Here is a 12,103-nt window from a genome sequence, read left to right on the forward strand (position 1 = left end):
ATTGCTGTCACTCCCTGAAAGGAACTTCTACCATCGCCAGATCCGATGGCGCAAGCACCTCGCCTTCAAACATCTCCTCTGCATCCCGTATATGGTTTGTCATCGAGGTATAGCGCGAACTGATGTGGACGAGGGCGAGAGAGCGGGCCTTGAGTGCCGCCGCCGCTTCGCCGGCCTCCCCCGCGGTGGAGTGGTAGACCTCCGCGGCGCGGCCCCTCTCCGAGTCGTCGAAAGTGGCGTCGTGGATGAGGAGGTCGGCCCCTTCGAGACCCTCTGTATGGAGACGGTGGATGGGACGGGTGTCTCCGGTATAGATGATCATCCGCCCCGGCCGGGGCGTCCCCAGGATCTGGTCGGGGGTGATGGTCACCTCGCCGCCGTCGTCGTGCGTCACGGTAACGCTCTCCCCACGCTGGAGACGCCCAAAGAGGGGGCCGGGCGGGACTCCGAGTGAGATCGCCGTCTCGCGGTCGAACCGGCCCGGCCGCGCATCCTCCCTGAGCGCATAACCGAGGCTCGGCATCCCGTGGGAGGTCGCAAAGGTTTCCACCTGGTAGCCCGAGAACCTGACGGCCATGCCGGGCGCCAGCTGGACGGGCTGGAGGTCGAAACCGAGTTTGGTCCGCCCGATCTTGATGGTGTATTCGACGAAGTCGTGCACTCCTTCGGGGCCGTAGATGACGAGCGGTTCTGTCCGGCCGTTGAAGGCCATGGTCTGCACGAGGCCGAGGACACCGAGGAAGTGGTCGGCGTGCCAGTGGGTGATGAAGATGGCGTCGACGAGGAACCCGGTCCGCGCCCGCATCATCTGCTGCTGGGCCCCTTCGCCGCAGTCGAAGAGGAGGGTGTCCGAACCGTGCCTGACCATGACGCACGAGGGGTTGCGGTTCGGCGTCGGCAGGGCGCCGGCCGTACCGAGGAAGTACACCTGCAGGGTCTCGCCGGCTATACGAAACACCTCCTGAAGACTTCAAGGCTTTTCCGCGCTTCGTCGAGGTTGCGCCCCTCGACCACGGCCACGCCGCCGTGATACCCGGCGGCGACGTTGCGCCCGATCTTCGTCCAGTCCTGCGTCCCGTCGCCGAGGGCGAGGTGCTCATCGGTGCTGCCGTGATTGTCGTGGATGTGCAGGTGGTTTGCCTGCCCGATCTCTGCCAGGAACGCGTCGGTCTTCCTGACAGTATTCGCATGGCCGAGGTCGAAGGTGACGCCTATCCCGTCGATACCCTCGGTGAGGCCGAGGAGTTCAAAGGGGTCGTGGCAGAGGAAGTCGGGGATGTTGATCATGTTCTCCAGGCAGGCGACAACGCCGTGCTCTTCGGCGCATTTTCCGATCTGCCGCAGCGCCTCCTTCTGGAGATCCCACACCTTCTCGGGTAGCAACTTCCCTGCGGGAGAGAGGTAACCGGGGTGGATGGTGACCCGGTCGGTGATATCGGCGGCATGCTCGACGCAGAGACAGATCTGCCGCACCGACTCGCGCCAGATGGGGTCGTTGATGGAGGCGAGGTTGAGGTCGGCATAGGGTGCGTGCACCGTCGCCTTCAGGCGGGTGCTCTCCAGCACGTCGCGGATCGCCGCCTTGTTCTTCGGGTTTTCGAGGCGGTAGTTCCCGTCGGCCGAGATCTCCCAGCCGGCATACCCGCACTCCTCGATGCCGAATACCCAGTCCACGGACTCCCAGACCTTCGAGGATGAGGCGAAATACGGCTGGATGCTCATGCACATCCCTCCAGGGCGTCGAGGAGGTGGCGGGCCTTCTCCCCGTACTCCTCCATCGTGCCTTCGTTCTCGAAGAAGACGTCGGCCATGGCGAGGGCGTCGCCAAGGCCCCAGCCAAGTTCGCGCTCGTCGCGCCTCCTGAGGTCGTCCGAGGACGCCGGGTCGTCGGACCGGCCGCGGCTGCCGAGGCGGGCGAGACGCGTCTCGAAGGAGGCCCTCACCCCGACGAGGAGGAAAGAGGTGAAGTGTTCCCTGAAGATCTCGACCTCGGCACTCCCCCTGATGCCGTCGATGACGACGACGGGCGCACCGGTGGCCTCCACCTCGGGGACGGTGATCAGGGCGATCGCCCCCATGCCGTGGCGCGCGCGGAGGTCCGAGGAGACCTTTCCCAGGTTCCCGTCTGTCAGAGGAAGCCCGGCGGTTGTGACGGCCTTCCTGATGGCGTCGCCCATCACCACGACAGGTATGCCTTTTTCTGCTGCAATCCGTGAAAATTCGCCTTTGCCGCTTGCCGGCATGCCGACGATACCGATGACCTTCATCTTTCGCTTCTCCTCTCCTGTTCTATTCCGCTCACGTCGATACTCTCTGCCCTGACAATCCGCCGCCCCTCGTAGGCGACCTCGCCGTCCTGCCGCGTCCGGATCCGCACGCTCCGCCCGAGGCGGTCGGCGACGGCCGCCAGTTCCTCGAAGTCCAGGGGGGCGACGCCGGCGAGGACGCCCTGCTGGAGGACCAGGTCGACACCGCCTGCGTCCTTTGCAATATAGGCGATGTCGTCCTCGCACCCTCTGAAGGTCGTCACGACCGCCTCGAATTCGGGGAGTCTGCCGGCGTGGTGGGCCTCCGTGCAGAGGCGGAGCGACTCCTTCACCCTGTCGGCGAAGTCCTTCTTGAGGAGGTTGTTGTAGCGGCGCCACTGCGTCTTGAGGTCGAGGGAGATCCTGTCGACGAGGCGCCCTTCAAGGAGCGCCCGGATCGTCTCCGGGTAGACGCCGTTCGTCTGAAGGCCGACGCCAAGGCCCATCGTCTTCACACCCTTCGCAAGGGCGAGAAGCGCCTCCTTCTGCATCGTCGCCTCGCCGCCAGAGAAGACGACACCGGAGACGAGGAGGGAGGACTCTTTGATCATGGCAAGGACCTCGTCGACCTCCCGCTCATCCATGCCGTCGAGAATGGCGATGTTCTGGCAGTAGTGGCACCTGACCGGGCAGCCGCGCAGGAAAACCGTGCATACGGCCCGACCTCTCCAGTCCACCGTGCTGAGCGGGACGAAACCGCCGAAGTTCACCTTCAGAAAAACCACCGTTGTATATCATGGGCGAGCGGTTTTATAGAAACTATCGAACGGTGCAGGAGGACGGTCTCCCATGGTCTGGAGAAGCCAGGACTCTCAGGCACGAGAGGATGGGGACGGGCAGGCAGATCGGTATCTTCAGGGGTACATACCCCGAGACTCAGGCCTATGGACACCCCCTCCTCCTGATCATGGCGGCCCTCCTGCTGGCAGGCGGGTGTCTCCAGCAGACTTCCGTAAGCCCAGAAGCACACTATGCAGAGTATCGTGAAGCGATCGCGCAAAACCTGGACCAGGAGATCGAGGAGAACCCGGAGAATGCCACGGCATGGTGTGAGAAGGGGATGTGGCTCACCGACTTCGACGAAGACGGCGCCGCCCGCGCCATCGACCCGGACTATGCCCTTGCGTGATATGGGAAAGGGATCTCGCTCTGGAACCTCGAAGACTATGGCCGTGCCGACGGCTGTTTTGAGAAGGCCGTGAGGCTCGATCGCACCCTATGTGCCATCGCGCCCGGATACGGAATACGGGGCGTCTGCCGTCTTGATCGCCATAGGGGACTAACTTCCCCTTAGAAAGGAGAGCAGGACGCTGTATCACGCCCGGCCGGTCCTGAAATCCCCTGCCGGCACCAGGATCTCAAACCGCGCCCCTTCCCCTTCTATTCCTGTCTCCCGGATCGTCATGCCGGTGATCCCGAGAATTTCCCGCACAAGGAAGAGGCCGAGCCCCGAGTCCTGACGGCCGAAACCCCTGGTGAAGATCTTCTCCTTGAGGCTGGCGGGGACGCCCTTCCCGTCGTCCTCAAAGACGATGATACCTTCGTTATTCTCTTTACGAAATGAGACGTTGAACTTCGTTGCCCCTGTTCCGTGGCGGACGGTATTATCTACAAGATTGAAGATGACCTTCTCGAAGAGGGGATCCGCGAAGACCTCGACCCGGCCGGTCAGGACACTGATCTTCAGTTTCCCAAGGGATGCCTTCTCCCCGGCAACCCTGGCGATCTCCTTCACACACTGCCATTCTGGAGATTTCACACCCATGCATTCATAGTCCTGCATGAAGACGACCTGGTCCCTGATCGTCGCGGTCGCGGCGGCCATCTGTCTGGCATATTCCCGGGTCGTCCCGTCTTTCTCCACTTTTTCCTCGATCAGTCCTGCATACGCGGCAATGATGCTGAGCTGGTTGAGGAGGTCGTGTCTGGTGATGCTGTACAGGAGGTCCAGTTTTTTGTTCGCCTCGTGGAGGGCCTCACGGGTCCGATGCATCTCGGTGACATCCCTGGTTATGCCGGTTGCCCTGATGGGATGGCCCTCCTCGTTGTGGGTTGTTACCTTCCCAATGACATGCACCCACCGCCACTCCCCTCCCGAGCATCGTTCCCGGCACTCGACCTCATAGTACGGCATGGCATCGTCTCTCACCTCTTCCATGCTCTTTATCAGCAGAGGGTAATCGTCGGGATGGATGCGCTTTTCAAGGATTGAGACGTGCGTCTCCTCCTCCGGGGACGGGGAGGTTCGGTCATGTATCCAGTCATGAATTATTGACAGTTTGCCTGTTGCGACGTCCCAGTCCCAGACACCGAGGGAACCACCTTCGATGGCGAATTTCAGCCTCTCCTGAATTGTTTTCCGCGCCCTGACCTCGGCCTTGAGTTCACTCCACCGCCGTACAGAGAAGATAGCAAGCCCTACAGATAGGATGAGGACTGCGATGACGATCTCGTCGACCTCCCATTGTTCGTATTCTGTGGCGAACTCCACGAGCACCTCGAAGGCGTCCATGGACGCGGCGATCAGAAACAGAGTAACTCCGGCTACTGCAAGGACCAGCGCATCGCGTCCGGCACGGGTATGGAAAAAATGAGTGCGGAGCCAGAAGGTGTTCATACCTGATGAACATCTCTCTGACACAATGATAAATATTTCCAGATATTTGATTTCTTTAAATAAGATAATAATGTATAAATTCTATTTTTTAAGATATTGAGACATTTTTTATCTAAATCTGTCTCTTTCGCTGCTCCGGGTAGGGGAGCACGCTCAGGTAATTCCACTTGCCCAAACGTAAACAAATTTACTTGTCCGGAGAACAAGCAAAATTTAACGGTCATCGGCAAAACAGAGGGTTTATCACAGATTTTACCCAACAATGAAGGTATGGGACTAATTGAGGACGCAAAGCGCGGCGTCATCACCGAAGAAATGAAGATCGTCGCGGCGAAGGAAGGAGTCACCGAGGACTTCGTCCGCCGCGGCGTGGCCGAGGGCCATATCACCATCCCGATCTCCCCGTACAGGAAGGTCAAGATCTGCGGTATCGGCGAAGGCCTCCGCACCAAGGTGAACGCCTCCATCGGTACCTCAACCGATATGGTGGACGTGGACCAGGAGATCGAGAAGGTGAAGATGGCCGAGAAGGCCGGTGCCGATACCCTCATGGAACTCTCGACAGGCGGCGACTTCCTGGATATCAGGCGCCGTGTCATCGAGGCGACGACCCTCTCCGTGGGGAGCGTCCCCCTGTACCAGGCCTTCATCGAGGCCGCACAGAAGAAGGGCGGCGTCGTCTTCATGGACCCCGACGACCTCTTCAGGATCACCGCGGAGCAGGCGAAACTCGGCACGAACTTCATGGCCATCCACACCGGCATCAACCTGGAGACGATGAAGAGGCTGAAGAACCAGGGCCGGCACGGCGGCCTGGTATCCCGCGGCGGGGCGTTCATGACCGCCTGGATGCTCCACAACGAGAAGGAGAACCCGCTCTACGCGGAGTTCGACTACCTGATCGAGATCCTCAAGGAGCACGAGGTCACCCTCTCCTTCGGGAACGGCATGCGCTCCGGCGCCGTCCACGACGCCACCGACAGGGCGCAGCTCCAGGAACTGATCATCAATGCCGAACTCGCGGACAAGGCCCACGACTTCGGCGTGCAGACGATCATCGAGGGGCCGGGCCACATCCCCCTCGACGAGATCCAGGCGAACGTCGTCGTCCAGAAGAGGATCACGAACAGGAAGCCCTTCTACATGCTCGGCCCCCTGGTCACCGACATCGCACCCGGCTACGACGACAGGGTCGCCGCCATCGGCGCCTCCCTCTCCTCGGCCTATGGCGCGGACTTCATCTGCTACGTGACCCCTGCCGAGCACCTCGCCCTCCCGACCCCGGAGGAGGTCTATGAAGGCGTGATGAGCTCCCGGATCGCCGCGCACGTCGGCGACATGATCAAGCTGAAGAAGAGGGACGACGACCTCGAAATGGGCCACGCCCGCCGCGACCTGGACTGGGACCGGCAGTTTGCGGTCGCCATGAACCCCGAGCGCGCAAAGAAGATCCGGGACGAGCGGATGCCCGCCGACACCGACGGCTGCACGATGTGCGGCGACTACTGTGCGCTGAAGATCGTGAACAAGAACTTCCACTTCTAAATTTTTTTAGAATCTTTTTTTCGGGTTGTGTTGGAGCGGCCCGTCTGATCATCACGTACTCGCCTCTCACAACAGCGCAGCGGACGGGAACGTCGGGAAGGCGTGGTGATCAGACGTGCCACTTCGATTGTAGAATCTTCACCGCCGTCTCGGCCTCCCGGCCCCCGCTCGGGAGTTCCGGGATGACCTCCTCAACCGGCACCGGGCTCTCGAAAATACGGACACACCGTCAGGCACCGGCTGCAGACCATCTCCGCGTCCCAGGCCATGCGGTTGATCAGCCACTCCGTCAGGGACGCTCCGGCGTTGCTCCCGAAGAGGACGCCGAAGATGGGTCGCACCGGCGCCGGGATCGCGTGGGTCACGTTCCTGCAGCGGAGGACGTCTACTCCCTCTTCGGTCAACGCTCCCGTAGGGCAGGCCTTGATGCACCTGTTGCACCGGCGGCATTGGGGCGGCGGCACCGCCGGTCTCTCCACGTGCAGTTCCTTCTCTGTCACCACTGCCCCGAGCGCCACGCGATTTCCAGACCGCGAGGTGATGAGGAGCGTGTTCTGCCCGATGCTTCCCATACCCGCTTCTGCGGCCAGATGCTTCAGGGAGAGATACCCCCTGATCCTCCTGTCCCGCACCCGCACCGGGAAGAAAGACGGAACTGCGATGGAAGAGTGTCCCTCCTCCTCAAGTGCTTTCGCAAGCGAAAAAGCGGTCTCGTCAAGGCGTTCGATGACGCGGTGCAGCCGCTGGGTCTTCTCTCTGCTCGTGAGAGAGAATGTTTTAGCCGGAATTTCCAGTCCGAAGACTATTACGGTTTTTGCGGAGGGCAATACGTCCCGGGGATGATATCCCTCCGGTGCAGAGCATTCGGCCACGGCCAGAGTGACGTAGAGGTCCACTCCTTCGGTGTGGAGGAGGTAATCGAGGGTTTTTTTGGATCTGCGGAGAGGAGAGGATCCGGCGTGCATGGCGGTATTGGATCGACACATGTTTTTGTTTGTTCTGGTAGGGATGGTGACATGGAAAGTCCGTTGAGATCCGGGTGAAAGATGCCCGGGAGCATGTCCCCAGAGTATTCGGGGGGTCCGGGGGTTTCCCCCCGGCGCGAGGAAAACCGCTGAAACCCGGAAAATATGCTCCGGTGAATCGGGCGTATGCCGGACTACCGGCCCATGCCCTACACTCCACGGCCGAAAAGACAGAAAGATAACCCCCACCTCCCAAACTTTCTCCTATGAAACCGGAAAATCAGAAGACTCTCGACGACTTCCTCTCCCATGCAGACACAATGGCCGACGACGTCCTTGCCGAGACCGAGAACTGGCTCGGCACCGTCCCCTTCATCTTCACCGTGATGCGCGAGCGCCCCGAGGCATTCACCCTCTCGGCCCTCGGCGACTACAAGACCGCACGGCCGGCGAGCATGGACGCAAAGACCGCCGAACTCGTGGCGATCGCCGCCGCCGCCGGTGCCGGCGCCGACAAGTGCATCAAGGTCCATGTCGGGGCAGCGATCCGGGAAGGGGCGACCCGCGACGAGATCCTGGATACGATCCTCATCGCCGGCGTCATCGGCAAGACGCACGTCCTCGCCTCCTCCCTCCGGGCCTTCAAGGAATCGTTCTCGTGAGAGAAATACGGGAGAAATACTTTCGGGGGCCCACTCCCCGCAAAAATTTTGGTTTATTGACCGCCTGCAGCCGTCCCTCTGGTAGAATGGGATGGCAATCTTCTTCTCGGGATCTCCGACTCACTCATCCCAGGAACAATCCTGAGCGGGGGTCCGGGGGCGTAGTCCCCCGGCAGAGAGTACAGGGAAGGCAGTGGGTCCGCATGCCCCTCACCCGGATTCAGAGTGATCCTCCGTCGAAAGGATCCTCCAACCCCCTGAGAGATTTCTTTATCCCCGGCCGACCGCGATAGAGTATAGATGAATGCTGTGCGTCCTGAGCAGCCTGCGGCAAAACAGGCATTGCGGGACAGCGTGAAGAAACTCCGCTTCGCCCTCTCCGCAGACGAGATCCAGGAAAAAAGCAGGGCCGTCACCGCCCGGCTCCTCTCCCTCCTCGACGGGGCCGGGACCGTGATGGTCTATGTCTCCAAAAACCCGGAGGTCGATACGGCCGGCCTCATCGACGCCCTTCTTGCGCGGGGTACGCGGGTCGTCGTCCCGATCATCGAGAAGGAGACGCATTCCCTCCGCCTCTCCTATCTTGAAGACAGGGACGTGCTCGTGGAGAGCACCTTCCATGTGCCCGAACCCATCGGCCACGAGATACCGGCATCGCCCGCCGCCCTCAACGCCGTCATCGTCCCCATGGTAGGTTTCGACAGGTCGGGAAACCGCCTCGGGTACGGTGCCGGATATTACGACCGCTTTCTTGCAGAGTGCCCGGACATCCGCACCATCGGCATCGCCTTCGCCTGCCAGGAAGTCGGGGCCGTCCCTCACGAACCCTTTGATCGGCAGATGGACGCGATCATTACAGAATACGAAACCCTTTCCTGCTCCCCACCCGGAACCTGCACAAAGTTAAAATAATATAAACACTAACTTTGAGTAAATCTCTATGTGAGGGAGTGTCTTATGCAGAAAGATTATCGGGACCTTACTGTAAAAGAGGCTTATTACGAGGACGCCGGGCGCGGCATCGCGCGTCTTGGCATAGACGTGATGAAGGACCTCGGTCTCGTCTCCGGTGACGTGATCGAGATCCAGGGCAAACAGAAGGCTGCCGCCATCGTGAAGCCGAGTTATCCCGAGGACACGGGAAAAGGCATCATCAGGATCGACGGGACCATCAGGGGCGACGCCCGCGTCGGCATCGACGACACGGTCAGGGTCGGGAAAGTCGAGGTGGGCTACGGCCAGAAGGTCGTCATCCAGCCGACCCAGCCGATCAGGCTCGTCGGCGGCGAACAGTTCCTCAAGAGGATCCTGGTCGGCAGGCCGGTCTTCGAGGGCCAGTCCATCCGGGTCAATGTGCTCGGCAACCCCCTGACCTTCGTCATCACCAAGGTGGCTCCGAAGGGGATCGCGATCATCTCGGAGATGACCGAGGTCGACCTGAAGGAGACGCCGTACAAGCCAGGCGAGGGCGTGCGCAAGGAGGCCACGGGCGTCCACTACGAGGACATCGGCGGCCTCGGCCGCGAACTCGACATGGTCAGGGAGATGATCGAACTGCCCATGCGCCACCCCGAACTCTTCAAACGCCTGGGCATCGATCCCCCAAAGGGCGTCCTCCTGTACGGCCCGCCCGGCACCGGGAAGACCCTCATCGCCAAGGCCGTCGCAAACGAAGTGGACGCCCACTTCATCTCACTCTCAGGCCCGGAGATCATGAGCAAGTACTACGGCGAGTCCGAGGAACGCCTGCGCGAGGTCTTCGAGGAGGCGCAGGAGAACGCCCCGACGATCATCTTCATCGACGAGATCGACTCCATCGCCCCGAAACGCGAGGAGACGAAGGGCGAGGTGGAAAGAAGGGTCGTCGCCCAGCTCCTCGCCCTGATGGACGGCCTGAAGGCCCGCGGCCAGGTCGTCGTCATCGCCGCCACGAACATCCCGGACGCCATCGACCCGGCCCTCCGCCGCGGCGGCAGGTTCGACCGGGAGATCGAGATCGGCATCCCTGACAAGAAGGGGAGACTTGAGATCTTCCAGGTCCACACGCGGGGCGTCCCCCTCGCCGAGAACGTCGACCTCCAGCACCTCGCCGACACCACCCACGGCTTTGTCGGCGCCGACCTCGCCCTCCTCGTGAAGGAAGCGGCGATGCACGCAATCCGCCAGGTGATCCCGAAGATCAAGATCGAGGAGGAGATCCCGGCAGAACTGATCGATAGCCTCAAGGTCACGGGCGAGGACTTCGACGAGGCCAGAAAGCACGTCGAACCCTCGGCGATGCGCGAAGTGCTCGTCGAGGTGCCGGACGTGAAGTGGGAGAGCGTCGGCGGCCTCGACGACGTGAAGAGCGAACTCTCCGAGGCGGTGGAGTGGCCGCTGAAGTACCCCGAGGTCTTCAGCCGGATGCACACCAGGCCCCCGAAGGGCATCCTCCTCTTCGGCCCGCCCGGCACCGGCAAGACCATGCTTGCCAAGGCGACCGCCAATGAGAGCGAGTGCAACTTCATCTCGGTGAAGGGCCCAGAACTCCTCTCCAAGTGGGTCGGCGAGTCGGAGAAAGGAGTACGGCAGATCTTCAGAAAGGCGCGGCAGGCGGCCCCGTCGATCGTCTTCTTCGACGAGATCGACTCCCTCGTGCCGAAGCGCGGCTCGTACGCCAATTCCTCCCATGTGACCGAGAGCGTCGTCTCCCAGCTCCTCACCGAACTGGACGGCCTTGAGGAACTGAAGAACGTGATGGTGCTCGGCGCCACGAACAGGCCGGACATGCTCGATGATGCTCTGCTGCGGCCGGGCAGGCTCGACCGGATCATCTATGTGCCGCCGCCCGATGCAGGGAGCAGGAAGAAGATCTTCGAGGTGTACCTGAAGGGCACCGAGGACCTGCTTGCGGCCGACGTGAAGGTCGACGACCTTGTCGCCCGGACGGACGGCTATGTCGGCGCCGACATCGAGGCCGTGGTCAGGGAGGCGAAACTGGCGGCGATGCGCGAGTTTATCACGGCGATGAAGGACAAGTCGGCGGAAGAGCGGGCCGACGCCATCGGGAATGTGCGGGTCACCGCCAGGCACTTCGACCTTGCCTTCGGGAAAGTGAAAGGGTCTCTCCCGGCCGAGAGGCGCGAGGAGTTCGAGCGCCTCTCCTGGGAGATCCTGTACTCCGGCGAGCAGAAGGGCATTCTCGAAAAGGCGGCGACTCTCGTCAAGCGCGCCGCGCTTGTCGCCGGCAGGGGCGACGAGACGGTCAGGACGCTTGCAGAGGAACTGAGGGCGGCGAACTATGCGCAGAAGAAGGACTTTGCCGCGATCACGGCCCTCTCCGAAAAACTGGAGGCCGCTCTCGGGGTACAGAAAAAGCCGGCATATGCAGAGGTCACAGGGCACCCGCAAGGGAGCTGACCTTACTTCTTTTTTGGAATGACAATTTGAGAATAAATTTGAAACACAAATCGACATATCGTACATTCACTTCGACAAAAAAATAGAAACCTATATTTGCAATATGCCGTTAAAGTGAATTGTGAAGATCAAGTGGCTCCTCCTCACTGCCGGCATCCTGGTCGTCGCCGGGTTCTACCTCTCCGACCGCATCGCCGATGACCCGGAGTATCTCTCGTCGGGGGTCGCCGATGCCGGCACCATGGCCGCCTCCACCCTCATCTCCTTCGAGCAGTACGAGGCGGCGGCCGCCTGTGCAGACCTCGCGAGCACGGTCGTCCCCGACAATCCCGACCTCCTGCGGGTGAAAGGAAAGGCCCTGTCAGCACAGGGGCGGTACGACGAAGCGGTCGTCTGCTATGACATGGCCCTCACCACCGGAGAGGGGGATGCAGCAACACTCTCGGAGAAAGGAAAGGCACTCATGAAGGCCGGCGACTTCGAAGGCGCCATCGCGGCATCGACGAATGCCCTCGCCCTCGCCCCGGCCGATCTCCCGGCCCTCCAGACGGCCGGGGCCTCAAGTCTCCTCCTCGGACGGTACGACGAGGCCGTCGGGTACTATGATCA

The 12,103-nt window shown here is 61.4% G+C and carries 12 protein-coding genes; 6 read left to right on the top strand and 6 right to left on the bottom strand.

Translation table 11 applies throughout. The features are described 5' to 3' along the window. Positions 1-7: 7 nt before the first annotated feature. Genes rnz through PHP59_RS01905 form a run of 4 tightly spaced genes read right to left on the bottom strand, consistent with a single transcriptional unit; the run spans position 8 to position 3,031 of the window. Entirely contained in the window at positions 8-949 is a 942-nt protein-coding gene (rnz, locus tag PHP59_RS01890; protein WP_300162811.1) for a ribonuclease Z, read from the bottom strand. Continuing rightward, positions 946-1,722: a sugar phosphate isomerase/epimerase family protein gene (locus PHP59_RS01895; protein WP_300162737.1), complete on the bottom strand. Its 777-nt coding sequence runs from the start codon at positions 1,720-1,722 to the stop codon at positions 946-948. The genes rnz and PHP59_RS01895 overlap by 4 nt, the downstream gene beginning before the upstream one ends. Next, entirely contained in the window at positions 1,719-2,267 is a 549-nt protein-coding gene (locus tag PHP59_RS01900) for an AAA family ATPase (RefSeq protein ID WP_300162740.1), read from the bottom strand. The genes PHP59_RS01895 and PHP59_RS01900 overlap by 4 nt, the downstream gene beginning before the upstream one ends. After that, positions 2,264-3,031, bottom strand: coding sequence for an anaerobic ribonucleoside-triphosphate reductase activating protein (locus PHP59_RS01905; RefSeq protein WP_366943703.1), 768 nt, complete (start codon positions 3,029-3,031; stop codon positions 2,264-2,266). Before PHP59_RS01905 ends, PHP59_RS01900 begins: the two co-directional genes overlap by 4 nt. Before the next feature lie 44 nt (positions 3,032-3,075). Between PHP59_RS01905 and PHP59_RS01910 the strand changes: the two genes are divergently transcribed. Next, positions 3,076-3,435: a hypothetical protein gene (locus PHP59_RS01910; protein WP_300162743.1), complete on the top strand. Its 360-nt coding sequence runs from the start codon at positions 3,076-3,078 to the stop codon at positions 3,433-3,435. Positions 3,436-3,621: 186 nt separating this feature from the next. On the opposite strand, the gene PHP59_RS01915 is transcribed toward PHP59_RS01910, so the two are convergent. Then, positions 3,622-4,923 carry a sensor histidine kinase KdpD gene (locus tag PHP59_RS01915; RefSeq protein ID WP_300162746.1) on the bottom strand — a complete coding sequence of 434 codons (1,302 nt, stop codon included), beginning with the start codon at positions 4,921-4,923 and terminating at the stop codon, positions 3,622-3,624. Between the two features lie 270 nt (positions 4,924-5,193). On the opposite strand from PHP59_RS01915, the gene thiC reads away from it, so the two are divergent. Then, positions 5,194-6,468 (top strand): phosphomethylpyrimidine synthase ThiC, encoded by a 1,275-nt coding sequence (gene thiC / locus PHP59_RS01920; protein ID WP_300162749.1) that lies wholly within the window; start codon positions 5,194-5,196, stop codon positions 6,466-6,468. Between the two features lie 191 nt (positions 6,469-6,659). Here the strand turns inward: thiC and PHP59_RS01925 are convergent, their stop codons facing one another. Then, complete coding sequence (locus PHP59_RS01925; protein WP_300162752.1) at positions 6,660-7,433, bottom strand: hypothetical protein; 774 nt, start codon at positions 7,431-7,433, stop codon at positions 6,660-6,662. 266 nt (positions 7,434-7,699) lie between these two features. On the opposite strand from PHP59_RS01925, the gene PHP59_RS01930 reads away from it, so the two are divergent. The 4 genes from PHP59_RS01930 to PHP59_RS01945 form a co-directional block, all read left to right on the top strand. Continuing rightward, a complete protein-coding gene (locus tag PHP59_RS01930) occupies positions 7,700-8,095 on the top strand; it encodes a carboxymuconolactone decarboxylase family protein (protein WP_300162755.1) in 396 nt (131 codons plus the stop codon). A 300-nt stretch (positions 8,096-8,395) separates the two neighbouring features. Beyond that, positions 8,396-9,007: a 5-formyltetrahydrofolate cyclo-ligase gene (locus PHP59_RS01935; protein ID WP_300162758.1), complete on the top strand. Its 612-nt coding sequence runs from the start codon at positions 8,396-8,398 to the stop codon at positions 9,005-9,007. 45 nt (positions 9,008-9,052) lie between these two features. Then, positions 9,053-11,494, top strand: a complete 2,442-nt coding sequence (locus PHP59_RS01940; protein WP_300162761.1) for a CDC48 family AAA ATPase — start codon at positions 9,053-9,055, stop codon at positions 11,492-11,494. A gap of 121 nt (positions 11,495-11,615) precedes the next feature. Next, the coding region (locus PHP59_RS01945; RefSeq protein ID WP_300162764.1) for a tetratricopeptide repeat protein at positions 11,616-12,103 on the top strand (488 nt) is incomplete at its 3' end.

This window comes from Methanofollis sp. (assembly GCF_028702905.1).
Classification (GTDB): domain Archaea; phylum Halobacteriota; class Methanomicrobia; order Methanomicrobiales; family Methanofollaceae; genus Methanofollis.

Excerpts from the sequence above, each read along its gene's own strand:
- PHP59_RS01895 (WP_300162737.1), bottom strand. The coding sequence starts at position 1,722 with ATGAGCATCCAGCCGTATTTCGCCTCATCCTCGAAGGTCTGGGAGTCC.
- PHP59_RS01925 (WP_300162752.1), bottom strand. The coding sequence starts at position 7,433 with ATGCACGCCGGATCCTCTCCTCTCCGCAGATCCAAAAAAACCCTCGAT.
- PHP59_RS01900 (WP_300162740.1), bottom strand. The coding sequence starts at position 2,267 with ATGAAGGTCATCGGTATCGTCGGCATGCCGGCAAGCGGCAAAGGCGAA.
- PHP59_RS01915 (WP_300162746.1), bottom strand. The coding sequence starts at position 4,923 with ATGAACACCTTCTGGCTCCGCACTCATTTTTTCCATACCCGTGCCGGA.
- PHP59_RS01940 (WP_300162761.1), top strand. The coding sequence starts at position 9,053 with ATGCAGAAAGATTATCGGGACCTTACTGTAAAAGAGGCTTATTACGAG.
- PHP59_RS01930 (WP_300162755.1), top strand. The coding sequence starts at position 7,700 with ATGAAACCGGAAAATCAGAAGACTCTCGACGACTTCCTCTCCCATGCA.
- thiC (WP_300162749.1), top strand. The coding sequence starts at position 5,194 with ATGGGACTAATTGAGGACGCAAAGCGCGGCGTCATCACCGAAGAAATG.
- PHP59_RS01935 (WP_300162758.1), top strand. The coding sequence starts at position 8,396 with ATGAATGCTGTGCGTCCTGAGCAGCCTGCGGCAAAACAGGCATTGCGG.